Source organism: Streptomyces apricus, from assembly GCF_008369065.1.
Classification (GTDB): Bacteria; Actinomycetota; Actinomycetes; order Streptomycetales; family Streptomycetaceae; genus Streptomyces; species Streptomyces apricus.
In genome coordinates this window covers 249,083-269,700 of record NZ_VDFC01000004.1, presented here as the reverse complement: position 1 = coordinate 269,700, position 20,618 = coordinate 249,083, and the positions used below count along the sequence as shown (strand labels likewise).

Genomic DNA, 20,618 nt, shown 5'->3' with positions numbered 1-20,618 from the left:
CCCCTGTCGCGCTACGCGCGTTGACCCTAGGCTGCGCCGGGACGAGGCCCACATTTCAGCCGACCCACAGGGGGGGCACATGTCAGCCACACCTCAGCCGTTCCGTCCGAGACGCCGCAGCACCCGCCTCCTCGCGGCGGCCGCGGGCGTCGCCACCGTCGGCGCTCTGGTCGCGGCGCTCCCGGCGTCCGCGGGCGAGTCGGCGAAGAAGCCCGGCCACCAGCAGCCGGGCCGCTACCAGGACGTGCAGCTGCTGTCGTTCAACGACCTGCACGGCAACCTGGAGCCGCCGTCGGGTTCCTCCGGCCGCGTCACCGAGAACCAGCCGGACGGCACCACGAAGACGATCGACGCGGGCGGCGTCGAGTACCTGGCGACGCACCTGCGCCAGGCCCGCAAGGGCAACGCGTACTCCGTCACCGCGGCCGGCGGCGACATGGTCGGCGCCTCCCCGCTGATCTCGGGCCTCTTCCACGACGAGCCCACCATCGAGGCGCTGAACAAGCTGGACCTCGACGTGACGAGCGTCGGCAACCACGAGTTCGACGAGGGCGCCAAGGAGCTGGGCCGCCTGCAGAACGGCGGCTGTCACCCCACGGACGGCTGCTACGTGAAGGGCAAGAAGTTCAAGGGCGCCGACTTCCCGTACCTCGCGGCGAACGTCCTCGACGAGAAGACCAAGAAGCCGATCCTCAAGCCCTACTGGGTGTGGAAGAAGAACGGCGTCAAGATCGGCTTCATCGGTGTCACCCTTGAGAACACCCCGGGTGTCGTCTCGGCCGAGGGCGTGAAGGGCCTGAAGTTCAAGGACGAGGTCGAGACGATCGACAAGTACGCCAAGGAGCTGGAGAAGAAGGGCGTCAAGTCGGTCGTCGCGCTGATCCACGAGGGCGGGCTCCCGGCCTCCTCGTCGTACAACTACGACTGCGACTCGCCCGGTGGTGGCGACGGCATATCCGGTCCCATCGTGGACATCGCGAAGAACGTCACCCCGAAGGTCGACGCGCTGGTCACCGGCCACACGCACGCCGCGTACGCGTGCACGGTCGACGACCCGTCGGGCAAGCCCCGCACGGTCACCTCGGCGGCGTCCTTCGGGCGGCTCTACACCGACACGACGCTGACGTACGACCGCCGCACCGGCGACATCGCCCGGACCGCCGTCGCCTCCGCGAACCACGTGGTGACGCGTGACGTGGCGAAGGCGCCGGACATGACCGAGCTCATCACCAAGTGGAACGCCCTCGCGGCGCCGATCGGCAACAAGCCCATCGGGTACATCTCCGGTGACATCTCCAACGCTGGCGCCGAGTCCCCGATCGGCGACCTGATCGCCGACGCGCAGCTCGCGTACGGCAAGGAGCTGGATCCCGAGACCGACCTCGCGCTGATGAACCCGGGCGGCATCCGGGCGCCCCTCACCTACGCCGCCAAGGGCACCGAGGGCGACGGCGTGGTGACCTACGCCGAGGGCTTCACCGTCCAGCCGTTCGCCAACACCGTGAACCTGCAGGACTTCACCGGCGCCCAGCTCGTCCAGGTGCTCAAGGAGCAGGTCACCGGCACGAACGCCGCCTCGCCGAAGGTGCTGCAGGTCTCGTCGGGCCTCACCTACACGCTCGACCTGACGAAGAGCGGCGCCGACCGTGTGGTCACCGACTCGATTCTGCTGAACGGCGCCGCGATCGACCCGGCCGCCACCTACCGCGTCGCGACCAACAGCTTCCTCGCGGGCGGCGGCGACGGCTTCACCACGCTGGGTCTGGGCACCAACGACCTGGTGGGCGACGACGACCTCGCGGCCCTGGAGAAGTACCTGTTGGCCACCTCGTCGGCGACGAACCCGATCGCGCCGCCCGCGGCGAACCGGATCACCATCGTCCAGTAGTCCCCCGGATCCCGGCGGACACAGGGGCGCGCACGGCCGGACAGGCCGGGCGCGCCCCTTCGTCCGTCATAAGTCCTGTGTGAACAGGAAATTGGTTCCCGGGCGCGCCTGAAAACCGTCTCAGACGCAATTCATCCAGGTCTCAGCGGATCTGGCGATTTCCACTCCGGTGCTCCCGTAGTGTTTTCCGTGTCGAAGCCGAACAGGGCTTACGGCGAAAAGGAATCACCCGCAGGAAAAACACAGGAAAGAGGAAATCCCATGAGCTTCCACAAGGTCGCCCCCGTCAAGAAGTCCCGCAAGGCCGCCCCGGCCCCGAAGAAGCAGGCCGCGAAGCCCGCGCCGAAGCGCGCCGCCAAGCAGCAGCGCCGCCGCCCGGTCGGCACCAAGTAACCGACGCCACGAGGCGGGGKTCCCGAATTCGATTCGGGAACCCCGCCTCGGCCGTTTACCGGGGCCGGTATGCGAAGAGGAACCGGGCAGAGAAAGGGGAAAGGGAGACATGCGTGAAGTGAAAGAGGCGTTCGCGCGTTTCTGGCCGTTGACGCGCGGCGACCGCAGATGGCTGCTGCTGATCATTGCGTGCGTGATCGCGGCCGCGTCGGCCGAGACGGCCTCCGTCCTCCTCTTCGCGGACCTCACCGACCACGCGCTGCGGGCCGGTTCGCTCACCGCGTTCTGGGGCCCGGCCGGTGCCTGGCTCGCCGTCGCCGTGCTCGGCGCGGCCGTCGGCTACCTCGGCAACTCCCTCGCCGTCCGCACGGCCGAGAGATTCGTGCTGCGGCTGCGCGCGGGCGTCTTCCGCCACGTCCAGGACATGCCCCCGGACTTCTTCCGGCGCCACCGCCGGGGCGACCTGGTGGAACGGCTCACGGGGGACGTCGAGGCCATCGAGCAGATGGTGGTCTCGGGCGCGGTCGGAGCGGTGTCCGCCGTGTTCTCGGCGCTCCTCTACTCCGCCGCCGCCCTCTGGCTGCGCTGGGACCTCGCCCTGGTCACCTTCCTCCTCGCGCCCCTCTTCCTCCTCGCGGCCCGCCGCTGCGCCGGCCGCATCAGGTCGGCCGCGCGGGACGAGCGGACCGCCGGCGGCGCCCTCACCTCGGTCGTGGAGGAGTCGCTGGGCACCGTCGTGCTCACCCAGGCGTACAACCGGCGCGGCGCGGAGGAGGAGCGCCTCGACCGCGAGGCGCGCGCCTGGCTGCGGGCCAGCGTGCGGGGAGCGCGGGCGAGCGAGCTGTACGAGCAGGCCGTCGAGGTCGTGGAGACGCTCTGCGTGCTGACCGTGATCGGGCTCGGCGCCTGGGAGATCGCGCAGGGCCGGATGACCCTCGGCCAGCTCCTCGCCTTCGCCGCCTTCCTCGGCTACCTCTATCCGCCGGTCCGCGACCTCGGCCAGCTGGGCCTCACCCTGACCGCCGCGACCGCGGGCGCCCGGCGGCTCCAGGAGGTCCTGGACGCCGAGCCGGCCGTCACCGACCCCCCGGCGCCGGTCCCGGCGTGGCCGGTGCGCGGCCGGATCTCCTTCCAGGGGGTGTCCTTCCGCCACCCGGGCGCGGGGCGCGACACCCTGCACGACGTGGCGTTCACCGCGGAACCCGGCGAGTTCGTCCTGGTCACCGGCCCGAGCGGGGCCGGGAAGTCGACCCTGGCCACCCTGCTGACCCGTTTCTACGACCCCTCGGCGGGCGTGATCCGCCTGGACGGCGTGCCGCTGCCGGACGTGCCGCTGGAGTTCCTGCGGGAGAACGTCGCCCTGCTGCCCCAGGAGACCCTCGTCCTGCACGGCACGATCCGCGAGAACATCGCGGCCGGGCGGCCGGGTGCGACGGACGCGCAGATCGAACGGGCCGCGCGGGACGCGGACGCGCACGAGTTCGTGCGCACGCTGCCCGACGGCTACGGGACGCTGATCGCGCCCGGTACGGCCGTCCTCTCCGGCGGGCAGCTCCAGCGGGTGGCACTCGCCCGCGCGGTGCTGCGGGCCGCGCCCGTCCTCGTGCTCGACGAACCGACGGCCGGCCTCGACGCGCTCGCCGCACGCCGGGTCGTACGGCCGCTGCGGCGCCTGGTGTCCGGCCGGACGACCCTGATGATCACGCACGACCTGACGCTCGCCCCGGACGCCGACCGCATCCTGGTCGTGGACGGCGGACGGCTGGTGGAGCAGGGCACGCACGAGGAACTGCTGGCCCGCGCGGGCACGTACGCACGGCTCGCGGGCCGGCCCCCGACGGACACGGCCGACGCGGCCGACGTGGCCGACGCGGCCGACGTGGAAGGAGCGGAAGGAGCGGAAGGAGCGGAGGGAACCGTGCGACTCCGGCTGCCGCAACCGAGCCGCTGACCCGGGGGGTCCGGGTGAACCGGATGAACCGGGTGGCCCGGCGGCCCCGGCCGGGCACCCGAGCCTCCGTTCCGTCGCCGACCCGGCCCCGGGACGGGCGCCGGGGCGCGCCGGGTGTCACAGTGGGGGTCCCCGCCCCGCCACCTCGGAGACAGAACCGCCCTCATGCGCCTGCTGCTGATTCGCCACGGTCAGACCCCTTCCAACGTCGCGCACCTGCTGGACACGGCCGTACCGGGGCCGGCGCTGACCCCCCTGGGGCAGCAGCAGGCGGCCGCCCTGCCGGAGGCGCTGGCCGGTGAGAGGATCGGCGCCCTGTACGCCTCCACCCTGATCCGCACCCAGCTCACCGCCGCCCCGCTGGCGGCGCGGACGGGGCTGGAGATCCGGGTGCGGGACGGCCTGCGGGAGCTGACCGCCGGCGATCTGGAGATGCGCGGCGACGCGAGCGCCGTGCACACGTACATGACCACCGTCTTCGCCTGGGCCGCCGGGGACGTGGAGCTGCGCATGCCCGGTGGAGAGAACGGCGTGGAGGCCCTGCGGCGTCTCGACGCCGTGGTCGAGGAGGCCGCGGACAGCGGCGCGCAGACGGTGGCGATGGTCAGCCACGGCGCGGCCATCCGCATGTGGGCGACCGCGCGGGCCGACAACATCGACGTGGACTTCGCGGCGGGCCACGCGCTGGACAACACCGGCGTCGTCATCCTGGAGGGCTCCCCCGCGGCCGGCTGGCGGGCGCGGACGTGGGCGGGCCGGTCCCTCGGCCCCGCGGACGAGAAGCCGGACACGAGCGGACCGACCGGAGAGCCCGTGGACGGCCCGGTCGACGGCGGCGTGGACGAGGCCGTCGACGGCTGAGCCGCCGGGCGCCCGCGGACGGCCCACCCGGTGTGACGCACGTCACGGGAAGGCGGCCCCGGGTCCCGTACAGCTCCCAGAGGTGACCACTCATATGCGAACCCGGGTACGGGCCGGGGACCCGGGCGCCTTCGCCGAGCTCTTCGACGCGTACTCCCGCGCCGTCTACAACCATGCCTTCCGGCTGACCGCGGACTGGTCGACGGCCGAGGACGTGATGGCGTCGACCTTCATGGAGGCCTGGCGGCTGCGGGACCGGGTCGACCCGGAGGGCGGTTCCCTGCGGCCCTGGCTGCTGGGCATCGCCACCAACACCGCGCGCAACCAGTTCCGCAGCAACCGGCGCTACCGCCGTGCCGCGGGCGCCGCCGCCGCGGCGGAGACGGCCGTGCCCGACCACGCCGACGAGGTCGCCGGTCGGCTCGACGACCGGCAGCGGCTCGCCGCGGCCCTCACCGCCCTCGCCACCCTGCGCCGCCCGGAGCGCGAGGTGATCGCGCTCTGCCTTGGGGAGGGGCTGGACTACGAGGCCGCCGCGGAGGCGCTCGGCATCCCCGTCGGCACCGTCGCCTCCCGGCTCTCCCGGGCCCGCAGGAAACTGCGGGCTGTCACCGAAAAAGACCTCGGAAAAGATCCCGGAAAAGACCGTGGAAAACGGGAAGTGCCCCGCCCTGCCCGACAGACAAGAGGCGATCACACCCAAGCGATCCGGCCCGCACAGGAAGGAAACCGATGAACGCGAACACGCCCCGGCAGGACTCTGCGGAGTCCGGGCCCGAGCGGGAGCACGAGCAGGACGTACGACTCCTGTCACAGCTCCTGTCCGGTACGGCGCGCGACCTGCCGTCGGGCCGTCACCGGTTCCACAAGGAGCGTCTGATGGCCCAGATCCACGAGCAGGCACAGCAGTCACAGGAAGGGCGCACGGCGGCCCCGGTCGCGCCCGCGCGGACACGGCGGTTGCGGCTGCCGCGGCTCGCGGTCACGCTGCCCCTGGGGGCGGCCGCCGTGGCCGCCGCGGTCGTCGCCGCGATGGTGACGAACGGCGCCGGCGGATCCGGCGGGGGCGGCCTCGCCACCGGACCCGCCCTCACCACGGACGTCGGTACGGCGACCACCTCGGGCGTGCCCCAGCTGCTCGACCAGATCTCCCTGGCGGCGGCCGAGGGCGAGCACCCGACCGTGAAGCCCGGCCAGTTCATCTACGTCGAGTCCAGGACCGCGGACACCTTCGTCAAGACCGTCGACGACAAGAGCAGCCTCGCCAGCCACGAACTGCACCGCCGGCAGGTGTGGAACTCCCCCGACGGCACCGAGGGCTGGCTCATCGACCCGGCCGTGAACGACAGCTCCGAGGGGGAGACCCTCAGCCTGCCCGACGAGCGGGGCAACCCCCTCGAAGCCGGCCTGAACCACCCCACGTACGACTACCTGGCCAAGCTGACCACCGACCCCGACAAGCTCCTGGCGAAGATCTACAAGGAGACCGAGGGCCAGGGCAACACCCCCGACCAGCAGGCCTTCACCACCATCGGGGACCTGCTCGGCGAGAGCTACCCGCCGGCGGAGCTGTACTCGGCCCTGTTCCGGACGGCCGCGAAGATCCCGGGCGTCGTGGTCGTCGACGACGCCGTGGACGCCGCAGGCCGGCACGGGGTGGCCGTGGCCCGGCTGGACGAGACCAGCGGACAGCGCGAGGAGTGGATCTTCGACAAGAAGACCCACGTCTTCCTGGGCGAGCGCGTCGTGCAGGTGAACCAGCCGAAGGGGGAGGGCGAGGACGCCCTGATGAAGCCCGGCACGGTGACCTTCACCAGCGCCGTCATCACCCGGGCCGTCGTCGACGGCATGAAGCAGACGCCTTCCCGGGAGGGCTGACCCCCCTCGGAGGGGTCCTGGACCTGGGAACTGCCGGACGAGCCCTAGTCCAGGACCTCCGGACCCCGGTCCAGGGACGGCGGCGGGACCGGGGCACCGGGCAGTCGGATCGCCGCGACCGTGCCGCCGCCCTCCGCGGGGCCGAGCGCCACGTCGCCGCCCGACTCCTGCACCGTACGGGCCACGATGGACAGGCCCAGGCCCGAGCCGGGCAGCGCCCGCGCGCTCGGGGAGCGCCAGAACCGGTCGAAGACGTGCGGGAGTTCGTCGGCGGGGATACCGGGACCGCGGTCCCGTACGGTCAGCTCGCCGTCCTTGAGGACGACGTCGATCACGCCGCCCCCGGGACTGAACTTCACGGCGTTGTCCAGGATGTTGACGATGGCCCGCTCCAGCGCGGTGGGCTCCGCCCGTACGAACCAGGGGTGCACGTCGGCCGTGATCGTCAGCTCCGGGCCGCGCAGCCGGGCCCGGCGCAGCGCCGACTCCACGACGTCCTGCAACGCCACCACCTGCACGCGGTCGGCCGGTGTGCCCGCGTCCGACCGCGACAGCGTCTGCAGGTCGCCGATGAGCGCGGCCAGTTCGGTCATCTGCGCCTTCACCGACGCGAGCAGCGCCTTGCGGTCCGCCGGGGGGATGGGACGGCCCGTCTCCTCGCTGCGGGTGAGCAGTTCGATGTTCGTCCGCAGAGAGGTGAGCGGGGTGCGCAGCTCATGGCCGGCGTCGGCGATGAGCTGGCGCTGCAGTTCGCGGGAGCTGGCGAGGGAGGCGGTCATCGAGTTGAAGGAGCGGGAGAGGCGGGCGATCTCGTCCTCGCTCTCGTCCTCGACGGGGATGCGCACGGAGAGGTCCTCGGTGCGGGCCACGTGCTCGACGGCCTCGGTGAGCTCGTCGACGGGCCGCAGCCCGGCACGGGCCACGGCCAGCCCGGCGATCCCGGCCCCGACGACCCCGATCCCGGAGACCACGAGGAGCAGCAGGGCCAGTTCGTCCAGCGTCGACTGGGTGCTCTCCAGCGGATACGCGATGACCAGCGCGGTGCCCTCCACCAGCGTCTGCCGGGGACCCGAGACGACCAGGGGCGCGGTCAGCACCCGGACGGACCTCCCTTCGCTGTCGGTGCCGTTGCGGTACACCTCGGCGTCGGGGGAGGGGTTCTCGGCCACCTTCGTGTCACTGCCGGTGACCCGCACCACGCCCGCCGACCTGTCCAGGGCGCACGGCGTGCCGTCCGCCTTGACCAGTTGCAGGTAGTAGTCGGACGGCGGACCGAAGGTGTTCTGGCGGGAGGGGGAGGAGTCGCAGTCGCCCAGTACCGAATTGATGGTGCTCAGATCGACGGGGCTGTTGACGCCGTGCAGGTCGTTGTCCACCTCGTCGTACAACTTGCCCTGTACGACGAACCAGGCCGTCACCGACACCGCCGCCACCGCGAACGCCACCGCCGCCGCGACCAGCAGCGCCAGGCGTGAGCGGATCGGCAGCGCGGTGAACCGGCGGACGACCCTCTTCACTCCGCCCCGCCCGCCCGCAGGACGTACCCCACGCCCCGCACGGTGTGCACCAGGCGCGGCTCGCCGCCCGCCTCCGTCTTGCGCCGCAGGTACATCACGTACACGTCCAGCGAGTTGGAGCTCGGCTCGAAGTCGAAGCCCCAGACCGCCTTCAGGATCTGCTCCCGCGTGAGGACCTGGCGCGGATGGGCCAGGAACATCTCCAGCAGGGTGAACTCGGTGCGGGTCAGCTCGACGGGCCGGCCGCCCCGCGTGACCTCCCGGGTCGCGAGGTCCATGCGCAGGTCGGCGAAGGTGAGCGCGTCGTCCGCGGGGGCGCCGACCGCGGCCGCGGCGTACGAGCTGCGCCGCAGCAGGGCCCGTACGCGGGCGAACAGCTCGTCCAGTTCGAACGGCTTGACCAGGTAGTCGTCGGCGCCCGCGTCGAGTCCGGTGACCCGGTCGCCGACCGTGTCGCGGGCGGTGAGCATGAGGATGGGCGTCGTCGTGCCGGCGCCGCGCATCCGGCGGGCGGCGGTCAGGCCGTCCATCCGCGGCATCTGGATGTCGAGGACGACCAGGTCGGGCCGGTACGCGACGGACTTCTCCAGGGCGTCCGCGCCGTCGACGGCGACCTCGGTGTCGTACCCCTCGAAGGCGAGGCTGCGCTGGAGTGCTTCGCGCACGGCCGGCTCGTCGTCGACGATCAGGATGCGCTGGGGTTCACGGTCGCCTTCGGCGGGGCTCATCGCGGTCGGTTCCTCGGTGCGGTGGGATGGGATCGGGGCGTTCTCAGCCTCGCACGTCCGCGGCGGGCCGTGGGGGCCGGCGGCGCGGCTCAGCCGTCCGCGCCGCCGGCCCGCAGCGAGGCCAGGTCGGCCTTGACCGTGTTGACGGGGATGGCGAAGCCGAGTCCGACGCTGCCGGCGCTCGACGAGGACGAGGAGTCCGTGGCGGCCGAGTACATCGCGGAGTTGATGCCGATGATGTTGCCGTTCATGTCGATCAGCGCGCCGCCGGAGTTGCCGGGGTTGAGGGACGCGTCGGTCTGGAGCGCCTTGTAGGTGGTCGTGGAGGAGCCGGTGTCGCCGTTGAACTGCCGGCCGCCGAACTCGAACGGCCACTGGCCGCCGCTGCCGCCGCCCTGCTGCTGTTGCTGCTGTCCCTGGCTCTCGTCGGTGGAGACGGTGACGTCCCGGTCGAGCGCGGAGACGATGCCGCTGGTGACGGTGCCGGTCAGGCCCTCGGGGGAGCCGATCGCCACGACCTCGTCGCCGACCTTCACGGCGTCGGAGTCGCCGAGCGTCGCGGGCGTGAGCCCCGACGGCGCGTCCTCCAGCTCGATCAGCGCCAGGTCCTTCTTGCTGTCGGTGCCGACGACCTTCGCGGTGTACGACTTGCCGTTGTTCAGCTGCACCTTGATCTGCGAGGCACCGGAGATCACGTGGTTGTTGGTGATGATCTCGCCACCGGTCGTGATGATCACGCCGGAGCCGGTGGACGAGCCCGCGTTCGAGGTCGCGCTGATCTCGACGATGCTCGGGCTGACCGCCTCCGCGACCCCGGCGACCGTGCCCTTCTTGCTCGCGGCCACGACGCTGGTGCTCGTGCTGCTGCCGGCGGCCACGGTTCCGTCGCCGGTCAGCTCCTGGAAGGCGTACGCGGTTCCGCCGCCCACGGCCGCCGCGGCGATCGCGACGGCGGCCAGCAGGGCCAGCGGCCCCTTGGCGCGCTTGCGGGGCGCCGGGGCGAGCGCCGGGACGGGCTCGGAGAGGAGCGCGGTGGGAGCGGCGCCCTGCTGGTCCGGCCGGTAGGCCGGCGGGGGCGGCCACTCCGGGTTCACGGAGGAGGCACGGTTCTGGTCCTGCGCCTGCTCATGCGTCTGCTCGTGCGACTGCTCGTACGGCTGTCCTGAGTACGTGGACTGCTGGTGGTCGCCCTGGGGGTACTCGCCGCTGCGGCGGAAGCTCTCGGTCATGGGTCCGACTCTGCCGCCCGACCATGAAAGCTCCCTGAGTGCTCCCTGAGAAGCCCGACAGAACCTCGTATGCCCGATATAAAGGCGCCCGGTTCCTCTGGCGTCCGGGGCGCCCGGGAAACGAGGGGTTGCCGCACGGTGAGGTGGAGGAAGCGGCGGACGAACACTTGCCGGCCCGCTGTGAAGTACGTGTGCGCGGGGTTTCCTACGCCGCAGAATCGGTGGGTTCACCCCGTACCACCACCCACATCACCCCTTCAGGAGCCCTGAGTGATACCTGCCCTGCGCAGCCGCTGGAGACGTCCCGCCACGGCGTTCCCCGCGGCCGCCCTCGCGCTGGCGCTGGGATGCGCCGGCGTCCTCGCGGCCCCGCCGGCCACCGCGGCCGACGGTCCCGCCGGAGGCCTGCCCGAAGCGGGCCTCGCACAGCCCGCCGCGCCGGCCGCCTCCCAAAAGGAGCTGCGCGACCGCGTCGTCGACGCCGCGAAGGCGACCGGCGAGACCCCGGACGGCGCCTCGCCGTCGAAGTCGCCGTTCGTCATCGGCGGCGGCCAGACCACCATCGCCGCCGCCCCGTGGATGGTCCAGCTCGGCTACTACGAGCCGGACACCGGCGACGGCTACTTCTGCGGCGGCACCCTCGTCGCCCCGAACAAGGTCCTCACCGCCGCGCACTGCGTCGCGGGCCTGGACTGGGTGGGCAACGGCGCGGTCCTGGCCGGCACCACCGACCTCGACGACTACACGACCGGCACCCCCGCGGGTGTCCTGCGGCAGTGGAACCATCCGCGCTACGACGCCGAGACCACCCGGAACGACATCGCGGTCCTCACTCTGGACCGCCCGCTGCTCGACCGGCCGACCCTGCGCCTGGCCGCGTCCGACGACAGCGCGCTCTACCAGCCCGGGACCACCGGCACCGTCTACGGCTGGGGCCTGACCTCGGGCGCCGAGGACGCCACGCTCTCCACGAAGCTGAAGAAGGCGAGCCTGCCGCTGGTCGCCGACGCGACCTGCAAGAGCGCCATGGCGTCGGTCCTCGACGGGGACTACTTCGCCGCCGGCTCGATGACCTGCGCGGGAACGCCCGCCAGCGGCGCCGACGAGGGCACCACCAGCCCCTGCAACGGCGACTCGGGCGGCCCGCTCGTCGTCGGCGGCAAGATCGTCGGCATCGTCTCCTGGGGCGTCGCGGGCTGCACCGCGAAGGGCGCCTACCCGGTCTTCACCAAGGTCAGCTCGTACACCTGGGCCGCCCAGCCGCGCATCGACGACACCGACCTGTCCTACGACGGCCGCGCCGACCTGCTGGCCCGCACGCCCTCGGGCGGCCTCTTCCAGCAGAGCAGCAAGGGCACCTCGCTCGCGCAGCGCGCCTACCAGGGCAACGGCTGGCAGAACGCCACCTGGGCCCTCCAGGCCGACCTGGACCGGGACTACTACCAGGACCTGATCATCCGGGACAAGACGGACGGCAAGCTGTACCGCAGCTACCTGGACCACTCCGCCGGCGACTGGGCCTGGATGCAGATCAGCTCGGTCTGGGGCGGCTACACGTCCTACGCGATCCCCGGCGACATGACGGGCGACGCCCGCCCGGACCTGCTCGCGGTGGACGCCGACGGCTCGGTCTACCTCTACCCCGGCAAGGGCAACGGCCAGTTCTACGGCAAGGTCAAGGTCGTCAGCGGCGCCTGGAAGAACGTGAAGATCTTCGGCCACGGTGATCTCTCCGGCGACGGCAAGCCCGACCTGCTGGTCCGCTCCACGGACGGCACGCTGTGGCTCTACCGCGGCACGGGCAAGGAGAAGACCCCCTGGTCGGCCCGGATCAAGGCGCGTACCGGCTGGAACTTCACGTCGTACGTCTCCAGCGGCGACGTGACGGGCGACGGCATCGCCGACGTCATGACCCGCGACGCGGCGGGCACGCTCTGGCTCTACCAGGGCACGAACAAGGCCACCACAGACCTGTTCGCACCCCGCACCAGCCTGGGCACAGGCTTCAACCAGTACAACTTGCTGTTCTAGCGGAACCGAAGCACGCGCCGGCCCTCGCTACCGGTCGGGGGCCGGCGCCCTGCTTTTCTCTTTCAGGGGCGCGGGGCTGCGTCACGTGCGGCTCCGCCGCGCGGGCACGACCGCCTGCTTTCAGGGGCGCGGGGAACTGCGCGATCAGCCACGACGCACCCGCAGCCGACAACGCGCCTAACAGCCGCAGCTACGCCGGACCACCAACGAGGAAGGGAACAACTTCAACCGCTCCCGCCGAGCCCCAGCCACCCGCAGCCCATCATCGAGCACCAGATCCACCGCCGCCCGAGCCATCGCAGACCGATCGCTCGCGACCGTGGTCAGCGGCGGATCGGTCAGCCCGGCCTCCTTGATGTCGTCGAACCCGGCGACGGCCAGCTCCCCCGGCACATCGATCCGCAGCTCACGGGCCGCCCGCAGCACCCCGATGGCCTGGTCGTCTGTGGAGCAGAAGATGGCCGGCGGCCGGTCGGGCCCGGCCAGCAGCCGCAGCCCCACCTCGTACGCGTCGTACCGGTTGTAGAGCGCCTCGAAGAGGCGGCCCTCGGTCGAGCGCCCCGCCCCGTGCATGGCCCGCCGCCACCCCTCGACGTGGTCGGAGACCGGGTCACCGACGGTCGGGGTCTCGGCGACACCGCCCAGACAGGCGACGTACGCGTATCCGTGGTCCAGCAGGTGCTGCGTGGCGAGCTGCGCGCCGCCCACGTCGTCCGTGACGACCGCGACGTCGTCGATCGCCTCGGGCCGCTCGTGCAGCAGCACCACCCGGGCGTCCCACGCCTCGATCTCGGCGGCGGCCAGGTCGTTCAGCGCGTGGCTGACGAGGATGAGCCCCGAGACCCGCATGCCGAGGAAGGCCCGCAGATAGTGGACCTCGCGCTCGCCGACGTAGTCGGAGTTGCCGACGAGCACCATCTTCCCGCGCTCGGACGCGGCCTGTTCGACCGCGTGCGCCATCTCCCCGAAGAAGGGCTGGCGCGCGTCCGGCACGATCAGGCCTATGAGGTCCGTACGCCGCGACGCCATGGCCTGGGCGACCCGGTCCGGCCGGTACCCCAGCTCCTTGATCGCGGCGAGGACGCGCTCGCGCGTGGCCGGGGCGACCGGCCGGGGTCCGTTGTTGATGACATAGCTGACGACGGCGGTGGAAGTACCCGCCAGTCGCGCCACGTCGTCCCGAGTCACCTTGGCCACGCGCGGAGTCTACGCGGATGGACCTACCGCCGGGCAGGTCGTACGGCCTCTTCCCGGTCCCCGGTGGAGGCCTCCGCGGCCGCCCCGCCGGTGCCGGCGGCGTCCAGGTGCGCCGTCTCGTCCGCATCCTCCGGCTTTGGCCGCGCGGCCTTGGCCTTCGCCTCGTCCGACGCCCGTTCCACCTTCTCCGGCGTAACGAATCGATAACCGACGTTCCGGACGGTCCCGATCAGCGACTCGTGCTCGGGGCCGAGCTTCGCGCGCAGCCGCCGCACGTGCACGTCGACCGTGCGCGTACCGCCGAAGTAGTCGTAGCCCCAGACCTCCTGCAGCAGCTGGGCGCGGGTGAAGACGCGGCCCGGGTGCTGGGCGAGGTACTTCAGGAGCTCGAACTCCTTGAAGGTCAGGTCCAGGACCCGGCCCTTGAGCTTGGCGCTGTAGGTGGCCTCGTCCACGGAGAGGTCGCCGTTGCGGATCTCCATGGGGGAGTCGTCGTTGACGATCTGCTGGCGGCCCATGGCCAGCCGCAGCCGCGCCTCGACCTCGGCCGGACCGGCCGTGTCGAGCAGCACGTCGTCGATGCCCCAGTCGGCGGTGACGGCCGCGAGGCCGCCCTCCGTCACGACGAGGACGAGCGGACAGCCGGGCCCGGTGGAGCGCAGCAGCTGACAGAGGCTGCGGACCTGCGGGAGGTCGCGGCGGCCGTCGACGAGGATGACGTCGGCGCCGGGGGTGTCGACGAGGGCGGGGCCCTCCGCCGGAGCCACGCGCACGTTGTGCAGCAACAGGCCGAGGGCGGGAAGCACCTCCGTCGACGGCTGAAGGGCATTGGTAAGGAGCAGCAGAGAGCTCATCGCGCCCCACCTGCCTGGGTCGTCATACGGTCACGCACGGTTCGCTCGCCCATAACGTCTGGTTCCTCCTCGGTCCCTGCGAGGACGTTTTCGGCACTGCTCAACGTCGTATACAGCGTTCGTATACAACGCTCCAGAAAGCGCAAAAGGACCCGGGGGCTTCTCTGCCCGAGTCCTCTGCCCAGCAGAATAGCCCACATGAACCGAGGTCCGGCAGGTCGTGTGACGCGATCTTTCACTCGTCCAGAACCTGAGACGGCGGAAAGATGTACATCCGGGGGGCCGGAGGGGGCCCCGCGAGGAGCCCTCCGGAGGTTCCTGCGCACGGCCGACGGTGTGACGATCGACGCCGCATACCGCCCCGGAACGTACACGTCCGACACCTCCGCGACTCCTGTCGTCGTCGTGGCACACGGCTTCACGGGCGACCTGGAGCGCCCGCACGTGCGGCGGGCGGCGACCGCCTTCGCGCAGTACGCGGCCGTGGTCACCTTCTCCTTCCGCGGCCACGGGGCCTCCGGCGGGCGCTCCACGGTCGGCGACCGCGAGGTGCTCGACCTGGCGGCGGCCGTGGAGTGGGCGAGAGAGCTCGGTCACACCCGGGTGGCGACCGTCGGATTCTCCATGGGCGGCTCGGTGGTGCTCCGGCACGCGGCCCTGCACCCGCGGAGCGATCAGGAGCACGAGGGGCGCACGGGAGCGCATTCGGACGCGGTGGTGTCGGTCAGCGCTCCCGCCCGTTGGTACTACCGGGGTACGGCCCCTATGCGCCGCCTGCACTGGCTGGTAACGCGGCCGGTGGGCCGCGCGGTCGGCCGTTACGGGCTGCGCACCCGTATCCACCACCGTGACTGGGACCCGGTCCCGTCCTCCCCGGTGGAGTCGGTCCCCCTGATCGCGCCGACCCCCCTGCTCGTCGTCCACGGCGACCGGGACGGCTACTTCCCGGTGGACCACCCGCGGATGCTGGCCGCCGCGTCGGACGGCCACGCGGAGCTGTGGCTGGAGCGGGGGATGGGCCACGCCGAGAACGCGGCCGACGACGCGCTGCTCTCCCGCATCGGGGAGTGGGCGGCCCGGCACGCAGGCATGCCCGGCACACAGGAAGTTGACGGCGGGGCCTAGCCTGGCGGTGTCCGTCACCCGTTTTTCTTCACCGTCGATCGAGGAACCAGATGGCACAGGGCACAGTGCGTTACTGGGCCGCCGCCAAGGCCGCCGCAGGTGTCGCCGAGGAGCCGTACGAGGCCGAGACCCTCGCGCAGGCGCTCGACGCCGTACGCGAGCGACACCCCGGCGAACTCTCCCGTGTACTGCGGCGATGCTCGTTCCTCGTCGACGGCGATCCCGTGGGCACCCGCGGGCATGAGACGGTACGGCTGGCCGAGGGCGGCACGGTCGAGGTGCTCCCGCCGTTCGCAGGAGGGTGACGGGACCATGAGCAACCAGCCGTACGAAGGCCGGTACGAGGGCCAGCACGAGGGCTACGACCCGTACTGGCAGCAGCACCAGAGCCAGCAGCAGCAACATCAGCAGCAGCCCGCGTCCGGGTGGCCCGGGCAGCAGCAGTACGACGAGGCCGCCGCGCAGCAGCAGTACACCCAGCAGTGGGAGGGCCAGACCTGGGAGACCCAGGTCCAGCCGCCGGTGACACCGGCGCCGCCGGCCGCCGACACGGCGTACCTGCCGCAGCAGGGACCGGGCGAGACGCCGTACGGGACGCACGGGGCGCATGGGACGCACGGTGCGCCGCAGTACGGGGTCGCGGGGCAGCCGATGCCGCAGCAGCAGTACCAGCCGCAGCAGCAGCCGCAGGGCCGGAGCCAGGGGTACCCGGTGCAGGAACCGGCTGCGGCGGCCGCTCCCGCAGCCGCTCCTGAGACTCCCGCTCCCGGCTCCGGCTCCGGTTCCGGATACGGTCCGGCCACCGTCGCCGGCAACGCGCGGATCACCGACGCGCAGCGGGCCCGCGCCGAGGGGCGTTCGCCGATCATCGAGCCCGGCGGGCAGCCGGCCGCGCTGACGGCCGTCCTCGGGCTGCTGCTCGCGGGCGCGGCCGCGGTCGGGCAGTACGCGCTGGTCGTGCCGCTGGTGATCCTGCAGGCGGTGACCGCGGCGGGCTGGTTCCGGCTGAACGGGATGTGGCCCGCCCGGCAGGGCATCGTGCTCGCCTTCGCGGGCGCGCTCACCGCGGACGCGGCCCTGCTCGCGGCCGGCCGGGAGAACGCGCCCGCCGCGATCCTCGGCGCGCTCGGTGTCTGGGTGCTGCTGACCCTGGTCCTTCAGCTGCGCAGCCACGCCGAGCCCGACGAGCGGATGTACGGCCTGATGGCCACGGTCGTCTCGGCGGCGCTGGCGATCATCGCGACGGGGCACCTCGCCGCGGAGCCGGACGCGGTGACCGTGGGCGGGATCGCGGTCGCGGCCGCCGTCCTCGCGCGGGCGCTGCCGTTGCCGACGGCGGCGTCGGTGGTGGTCGCCGTGCTCGCGGCGGCGGGGGCCGGTGTCGCTGCCGGCGGGCTGACCGGGGTGGGGGGCGTACGCCCCGCAGCCCCGGCCGCCGAGCGCGTACCCGCAGGCCGCAGGCCCACCGCACCCGCATCCCGCACCGACGCCCCGCCCCGCCGTAACTGCCCCGGAGGAGAACGAGCATGAGCCGCAGTGACGTCCTGGTAGACGCCGACTGGGTCCAGGCACACCTGGACGACCCGAACGTGGCCGTCGTCGAGGTCGACGAGGACACGTCCGCGTACGACAAGAACCACATCAAGAACGCCATCCGGATCGACTGGACCAAGGACCTCCAGGACCCGGTCCGCCGCGACTTCATCGACCAGGAGGGCTTCGAGAAGCTCCTGTCGGAGAAGGGCATCGCCAACGACACCCTGGTGGTGCTCTACGGCGGCAACAACAACTGGTTCGCGTCCTACGCCTACTGGTACTTCAAGCTGTACGGCCACGAGAACGTCAAGCTCCTCGACGGCGGCCGCAAGAAGTGGGAGCTGGACTCCCGCGACCTGGTCGACGAGGTCCCGACCCGTCCGACGACCCAGTACAAGGCCAAGCCGCAGAACAAGGCGATCCGCGCCTTCCGTGACGACGTCGTCGCCGCGATCGGCCAGCAGAACATCGTCGACGTCCGTTCGCCCGACGAGTTCTCGGGCAAGCTGCTCGCCCCCGCGCACCTGCCGCAGGAGCAGTCGCAGCGCCCCGGCCACGTGCCGACCTCGCGCAACATCCCGTGGTCGAAGAACGCCAACGACGACGGCACCTTCAAGTCCGACGACGAGCTCAAGGCGCTCTACGAGGACGAGCAGGTCGACCTGTCCAAGGACACCATCGCCCTGTGCCGCATCGGTGAGCGCTCCGCGCTGACCTGGTTCGTGCTGCACGAGCTGCTCGGCGTCGAGAACGTCAAGAACTACGACGGTTCGTGGACCGAGTACGGCTCCCTCGTCGGCGTGCCGATCGAGCTCGGCGCCAACAAGTAATCCGTACGGCCCAAGGACCCAAGGACTCAAGGACGGAAACGAAACATGTGTGGAGCGAAGGCCGGCGGCCCCGACGCCTCGACGATCAAGCCCGGTGAGACCACCATCCAGGGTCAGGTGACCAAGGACGGCGAGCCGGTGGTGGGCTACGTCCGCCTCCTGGACTCGACGGGCGAGTTCACCGCGGAGGTCCCGACCTCGGCGACCGGACAGTTCCGTTTCTACGCGGCCGAGGGCACCTGGACCGTCCGCGCCCTCGTCCCGGGCGCCACGGCGGACCGTACGGTCGTCGCCCAGACCGGCGGGCTGTCCGAGGTGGCCATCGCCGTCTGAGCCGTCCGGCGGTCCGCACCGTATGAACGGCCGAAGGGCCGCACCCCCGGGGGTTGGACGCTTTCCGGTACGGGGTGCGGCCCTTCGGCTCGCCCGCTCCGCGCGCAGGCGTCCTACGCTGGACGTATGTATGCGCGAAGGCGGCACGTCTACTTCGCCATGATGGGGACGTGCATCGGGTTGTTCGTCCTCGCCTGGGCGGTCGTACGGCTCTGGTCGGTGCCCGTGGCCGTGGGCATGTGCGTGGTGGCGATGGTGATCCCGCCGCTGGCGGCGATGGTCGCCAACCGGCGCGGTCCCGACGACCGCTGGTGGGACGCGCCCTCCGGCGACGCCCGCTCCGACGAGTGGTGGGACGAACTGGACGGCAGGAAGCGCCGCGGGTAGCACCGCAGACGGCGGTACGGGCGGCGGCGGCCGTCAGTAGACGAGTGCCTGGGTGCCGTCCGCCATGGCCTCCTGCACGAACACCTGCGCGCCCGCGATCCGCACGCCGTCGATGACGTCCTTCTCCGAGATGTCGCGGCGGGCCGCGCACTGCGTGCAGAGCGTGAGGCGGCCCCCGGCCAGGACCGATTCGAGCAGGCCGGGCAGCGGGGCCGCGTGCGGCAGCTCGAACTCGGCGGCGCGCCCCGGCAGCGCGAACCACGCGGACTCCCCGGTCAGCCAGAGCGAGACCTCCACCCCGCTGGCCACGGCGACCGCCGCCACCGTGAAGGCCTGTGAGCAGCGTTCGGGGGCGTCGGCCCCCGCCGTCACCTTGATCACGAGCTTCTTCGCCATGCCCGCATCGTAATCAACGCCCCGATCGACGCCCCGCACGGACCGGAGCGGCCTCCCGGGCCGGCCGGCGGACCTCGACGGACCTCGGCAGGCCTCGGCGGACCTCGGCAAGAGGTCCGGCCCCCGCCCCATTAGAGTGGGGACCGGCTCTGTACCGCCCACCACCGCGTCACCCGAGGAGCACCCCGTGCTTGAGTACTTCTTCGAAGTCCTGCTCGTCCTGGTCTGTGTCGGCGTCCTCGCCTTCACCGGCCTCGCCGTGAAGAAGCTGTACCAGGGCCAGCGCTGACCCCCACCTAGGAACTGCCGACCTCATGATCGAGATCCCGTCCGACCTGCACAAGGACCTCGTCCCGCTCGTCTTCCTGCTCGGGCACTGGACCGGCGCGGGCGTCCACGACTTCCCCGGCGACGAGAAGTGCAACTTCGGCCAGGAAGTCAGCTTCACCCACGACGGGCGGGACTTCCTGGAGTACCACTCGCACACCTGGGTCCTGGACGCCGAGGGCAACAAGGTGCGCCCGCTGGAGTCCGAGTCCGGCTTCTGGCGCATCGACAAGGACCGCAAGGTCGAGGTCGTGATGGTCCGCGACGACGGCGTGGTCGAGGTCTGGTACGGCGAGCTGGCCGACAAGAAGCCGCAGATCGACCTGGTCACGGACGCCGTGGCCCGGACGGCGGCCTCGGGCCCGTACAGCGGCGGCAAGCGCCTGTACGGCTACGTGAAGAGCGACCTCATGTGGGTCGGCGAGAAGCAGACCCCCGAGGTCACCCTGCGCCCGTACATGTCCGCGCAGCTCAAGAAGGTCGTCAGCCCCGAGGACGTCGAACGCTGGGCGAAGGCCCTCCCGGACGACATGCCGGACGACGGGATCGCCTTCTTCAAGTAGTCCTAGACTTCCGGTGTGGTGAGCACCGGAAGCAGCACCGAAGGCACGGGCACCGGCATGGGCACGGACACCGACTGGAAGAGCGACCTGCGGCAGCGCGGCTACCGGCTGACGCCTCAGCGCCAGCTCGTCCTCGAAGCGGTGGACACCCTGGAGCACGCGACTCCCGACGACATCCTGGTGGAAGTGCGCAGGACGGCGTCGGGGGTCAACATCTCCACGGTGTACCGGACCCTGGAGCTCCTGGAGGAGCTCGGGCTGGTCTCGCACGCGCACCTGGGGCACGGGGCGCCGACGTACCACCTCGCGGACCGGCACCACCACATCCACCTGGTCTGCCGCGACTGCACGAACGTCATCGAGGCGGACGTCGAGGTCGCCGCCGACTTCACCGCCAAGCTCCGTGAGACCTTCGGCTTCGTCACCGACATGAAGCACTTCGCGATCTTCGGCCGCTGCGCGGACTGCGCGGCGAAGGAGGACACGGCGGAGCCGGACGCCCCGGGGGCCGGGGGCGCCCGGGGGAGCGGGAACACCCGGGGGACCGGGAACACCCGGGAGAGCGGGAAATAAAAACGTCCGCCGCTCGGTCGT

General features: G+C 71.8%; 21 protein-coding genes. 15 read left to right on the top strand and 6 right to left on the bottom strand.

Annotated features, from left to right (window positions below; all coding sequences use genetic code 11):
* Positions 1 to 79: 79 nt before the first annotated feature.
* From FGF04_RS01930 to FGF04_RS01910, 6 genes are all read left to right on the top strand, one after another.
* The gene (locus tag FGF04_RS01930; RefSeq protein ID WP_149509394.1) at positions 80 to 1,888 is read left to right on the top strand and encodes a bifunctional metallophosphatase/5'-nucleotidase; all 1,809 of its coding nucleotides are present in this window, start codon (positions 80 to 82) and stop codon (positions 1,886 to 1,888) included.
* A gap of 261 nt (positions 1,889 to 2,149) precedes the next feature.
* Positions 2,150 to 2,281 carry a hypothetical protein gene (locus tag FGF04_RS41605; RefSeq protein WP_268893759.1) on the top strand — a complete coding sequence of 44 codons (132 nt, stop codon included), beginning with the start codon at positions 2,150 to 2,152 and terminating at the stop codon, positions 2,279 to 2,281.
* A 109-nt stretch (positions 2,282 to 2,390) separates the two neighbouring features.
* Complete coding sequence (locus FGF04_RS01925; protein ID WP_149509393.1) at positions 2,391 to 4,232, top strand: ABC transporter ATP-binding protein; 1,842 nt, start codon at positions 2,391 to 2,393, stop codon at positions 4,230 to 4,232.
* 165 nt (positions 4,233 to 4,397) lie between these two features.
* Positions 4,398 to 5,093, top strand: a complete 696-nt coding sequence (locus tag FGF04_RS01920; RefSeq protein WP_149509392.1) for a histidine phosphatase family protein — start codon at positions 4,398 to 4,400, stop codon at positions 5,091 to 5,093.
* A gap of 94 nt (positions 5,094 to 5,187) precedes the next feature.
* A complete protein-coding gene (locus FGF04_RS01915) occupies positions 5,188 to 5,829 on the top strand; it encodes an RNA polymerase sigma factor (protein ID WP_149509391.1) in 642 nt (213 codons plus the stop codon).
* A complete protein-coding gene (locus FGF04_RS01910; protein ID WP_149509390.1) occupies positions 5,826 to 6,971 on the top strand; it encodes a CU044_5270 family protein in 1,146 nt (381 codons plus the stop codon). Before FGF04_RS01915 ends, FGF04_RS01910 begins: the two co-directional genes overlap by 4 nt.
* A 44-nt stretch (positions 6,972 to 7,015) precedes the next feature.
* Here FGF04_RS01910 and FGF04_RS01905 read toward each other — a convergent pair whose 3' ends face one another.
* The 3 genes from FGF04_RS01905 to FGF04_RS01895 form a co-directional block, all read right to left on the bottom strand.
* On the bottom strand, positions 7,016 to 8,488 hold the full coding sequence (locus FGF04_RS01905) for a sensor histidine kinase (RefSeq protein ID WP_149509389.1): 1,473 nt from the start codon (positions 8,486 to 8,488) through the stop codon (positions 7,016 to 7,018).
* Positions 8,485 to 9,216: a response regulator transcription factor gene (locus FGF04_RS01900; RefSeq protein WP_149509388.1), complete on the bottom strand. Its 732-nt coding sequence runs from the start codon at positions 9,214 to 9,216 to the stop codon at positions 8,485 to 8,487. The genes FGF04_RS01905 and FGF04_RS01900 overlap by 4 nt, the downstream gene beginning before the upstream one ends.
* Before the next feature lie 89 nt (positions 9,217 to 9,305).
* Entirely contained in the window at positions 9,306 to 10,445 is a 1,140-nt protein-coding gene (locus FGF04_RS01895; protein ID WP_149509387.1) for a S1C family serine protease, read from the bottom strand.
* Positions 10,446 to 10,715: 270 nt separating this feature from the next.
* Between FGF04_RS01895 and FGF04_RS01890 the strand changes: the two genes are divergently transcribed.
* Positions 10,716 to 12,476 carry a trypsin-like serine protease gene (locus FGF04_RS01890; protein WP_149509386.1) on the top strand — a complete coding sequence of 587 codons (1,761 nt, stop codon included), beginning with the start codon at positions 10,716 to 10,718 and terminating at the stop codon, positions 12,474 to 12,476.
* 177 nt (positions 12,477 to 12,653) lie between these two features.
* On the opposite strand, the gene FGF04_RS01885 is transcribed toward FGF04_RS01890, so the two are convergent.
* Positions 12,654 to 13,673, bottom strand: a complete 1,020-nt coding sequence (locus FGF04_RS01885; protein WP_149509385.1) for a LacI family DNA-binding transcriptional regulator — start codon at positions 13,671 to 13,673, stop codon at positions 12,654 to 12,656.
* Positions 13,674 to 13,696: 23 nt separating this feature from the next.
* A complete protein-coding gene (locus FGF04_RS01880) occupies positions 13,697 to 14,527 on the bottom strand; it encodes a winged helix-turn-helix transcriptional regulator (RefSeq protein ID WP_149509384.1) in 831 nt (276 codons plus the stop codon).
* Between the two features lie 198 nt (positions 14,528 to 14,725).
* Here FGF04_RS01880 and FGF04_RS01875 point away from each other — a divergent pair, with 198 nt between their 5' ends.
* The 6 genes from FGF04_RS01875 (at position 14,726) to FGF04_RS01850 (ending at position 18,738) form a co-directional block, all read left to right on the top strand.
* On the top strand, positions 14,726 to 15,652 hold the full coding sequence (locus tag FGF04_RS01875; RefSeq protein WP_149509383.1) for an alpha/beta hydrolase: 927 nt from the start codon (positions 14,726 to 14,728) through the stop codon (positions 15,650 to 15,652).
* A 50-nt stretch (positions 15,653 to 15,702) separates the two neighbouring features.
* Entirely contained in the window at positions 15,703 to 15,957 is a 255-nt protein-coding gene (locus tag FGF04_RS01870; RefSeq protein WP_149509382.1) for a MoaD/ThiS family protein, read from the top strand.
* 7 nt (positions 15,958 to 15,964) lie between these two features.
* Positions 15,965 to 17,182: a hypothetical protein gene (locus tag FGF04_RS01865; RefSeq protein WP_235882131.1), complete on the top strand. Its 1,218-nt coding sequence runs from the start codon at positions 15,965 to 15,967 to the stop codon at positions 17,180 to 17,182.
* Positions 17,179 to 18,018, top strand: coding sequence for a sulfurtransferase (locus tag FGF04_RS01860; RefSeq protein ID WP_149509381.1), 840 nt, complete (start codon positions 17,179 to 17,181; stop codon positions 18,016 to 18,018). Before FGF04_RS01865 ends, FGF04_RS01860 begins: the two co-directional genes overlap by 4 nt.
* Positions 18,019 to 18,063: 45 nt before the next feature.
* On the top strand, positions 18,064 to 18,351 hold the full coding sequence (locus FGF04_RS01855; protein ID WP_149509380.1) for a DUF1416 domain-containing protein: 288 nt from the start codon (positions 18,064 to 18,066) through the stop codon (positions 18,349 to 18,351).
* 126 nt (positions 18,352 to 18,477) lie between these two features.
* Positions 18,478 to 18,738, top strand: coding sequence for a DUF3099 domain-containing protein (locus FGF04_RS01850; RefSeq protein ID WP_149509379.1), 261 nt, complete (start codon positions 18,478 to 18,480; stop codon positions 18,736 to 18,738).
* A 33-nt stretch (positions 18,739 to 18,771) separates the two neighbouring features.
* Here FGF04_RS01850 and FGF04_RS01845 read toward each other — a convergent pair whose 3' ends face one another.
* Complete coding sequence (locus FGF04_RS01845; RefSeq protein ID WP_149509378.1) at positions 18,772 to 19,134, bottom strand: DsrE family protein; 363 nt, start codon at positions 19,132 to 19,134, stop codon at positions 18,772 to 18,774.
* Between the two features lie 314 nt (positions 19,135 to 19,448).
* On the opposite strand from FGF04_RS01845, the gene FGF04_RS01835 reads away from it, so the two are divergent.
* Together FGF04_RS01835 and FGF04_RS01830 are read left to right on the top strand one after the other, a co-directional pair.
* Positions 19,449 to 20,024, top strand: coding sequence for an FABP family protein (locus tag FGF04_RS01835; protein ID WP_149509376.1), 576 nt, complete (start codon positions 19,449 to 19,451; stop codon positions 20,022 to 20,024).
* A 57-nt stretch (positions 20,025 to 20,081) separates the two neighbouring features.
* Positions 20,082 to 20,597 carry a Fur family transcriptional regulator gene (locus FGF04_RS01830; protein WP_149509446.1) on the top strand — a complete coding sequence of 172 codons (516 nt, stop codon included), beginning with the start codon at positions 20,082 to 20,084 and terminating at the stop codon, positions 20,595 to 20,597.
* The last annotated feature ends 21 nt before the right edge of the window (positions 20,598 to 20,618 follow it).

What these genes read in the sequence shown, in the direction of transcription:
- FGF04_RS01930 (WP_149509394.1), top strand. Translation starts at nt 80, where the DNA reads ATGTCAGCCACACCTCAGCCGTTCCGTCCGAGACGCCGCAGCACCCGC.
- FGF04_RS41605 (WP_268893759.1), top strand. Translation starts at nt 2,150, where the DNA reads ATGAGCTTCCACAAGGTCGCCCCCGTCAAGAAGTCCCGCAAGGCCGCC.
- FGF04_RS01925 (WP_149509393.1), top strand. Translation starts at nt 2,391, where the DNA reads ATGCGTGAAGTGAAAGAGGCGTTCGCGCGTTTCTGGCCGTTGACGCGC.
- FGF04_RS01920 (WP_149509392.1), top strand. Translation starts at nt 4,398, where the DNA reads ATGCGCCTGCTGCTGATTCGCCACGGTCAGACCCCTTCCAACGTCGCG.
- FGF04_RS01915 (WP_149509391.1), top strand. Translation starts at nt 5,188, where the DNA reads ATGCGAACCCGGGTACGGGCCGGGGACCCGGGCGCCTTCGCCGAGCTC.
- FGF04_RS01910 (WP_149509390.1), top strand. Translation starts at nt 5,826, where the DNA reads ATGAACGCGAACACGCCCCGGCAGGACTCTGCGGAGTCCGGGCCCGAG.
- FGF04_RS01900 (WP_149509388.1), bottom strand. Translation starts at nt 9,216, where the DNA reads ATGAGCCCCGCCGAAGGCGACCGTGAACCCCAGCGCATCCTGATCGTC.
- FGF04_RS01895 (WP_149509387.1), bottom strand. Translation starts at nt 10,445, where the DNA reads ATGACCGAGAGCTTCCGCCGCAGCGGCGAGTACCCCCAGGGCGACCAC.
- FGF04_RS01880 (WP_149509384.1), bottom strand. Translation starts at nt 14,527, where the DNA reads ATGAGCTCTCTGCTGCTCCTTACCAATGCCCTTCAGCCGTCGACGGAG.
- FGF04_RS01875 (WP_149509383.1), top strand. Translation starts at nt 14,726, where the DNA reads ATGAACCGAGGTCCGGCAGGTCGTGTGACGCGATCTTTCACTCGTCCA.
- FGF04_RS01870 (WP_149509382.1), top strand. Translation starts at nt 15,703, where the DNA reads ATGGCACAGGGCACAGTGCGTTACTGGGCCGCCGCCAAGGCCGCCGCA.
- FGF04_RS01865 (WP_235882131.1), top strand. Translation starts at nt 15,965, where the DNA reads ATGAGCAACCAGCCGTACGAAGGCCGGTACGAGGGCCAGCACGAGGGC.
- FGF04_RS01860 (WP_149509381.1), top strand. Translation starts at nt 17,179, where the DNA reads ATGAGCCGCAGTGACGTCCTGGTAGACGCCGACTGGGTCCAGGCACAC.
- FGF04_RS01855 (WP_149509380.1), top strand. Translation starts at nt 18,064, where the DNA reads ATGTGTGGAGCGAAGGCCGGCGGCCCCGACGCCTCGACGATCAAGCCC.
- FGF04_RS01850 (WP_149509379.1), top strand. Translation starts at nt 18,478, where the DNA reads ATGTATGCGCGAAGGCGGCACGTCTACTTCGCCATGATGGGGACGTGC.
- FGF04_RS01845 (WP_149509378.1), bottom strand. Translation starts at nt 19,134, where the DNA reads ATGGCGAAGAAGCTCGTGATCAAGGTGACGGCGGGGGCCGACGCCCCC.
- FGF04_RS01835 (WP_149509376.1), top strand. Translation starts at nt 19,449, where the DNA reads ATGATCGAGATCCCGTCCGACCTGCACAAGGACCTCGTCCCGCTCGTC.
- FGF04_RS01830 (WP_149509446.1), top strand. Translation starts at nt 20,082, where the DNA reads ATGGGCACGGACACCGACTGGAAGAGCGACCTGCGGCAGCGCGGCTAC.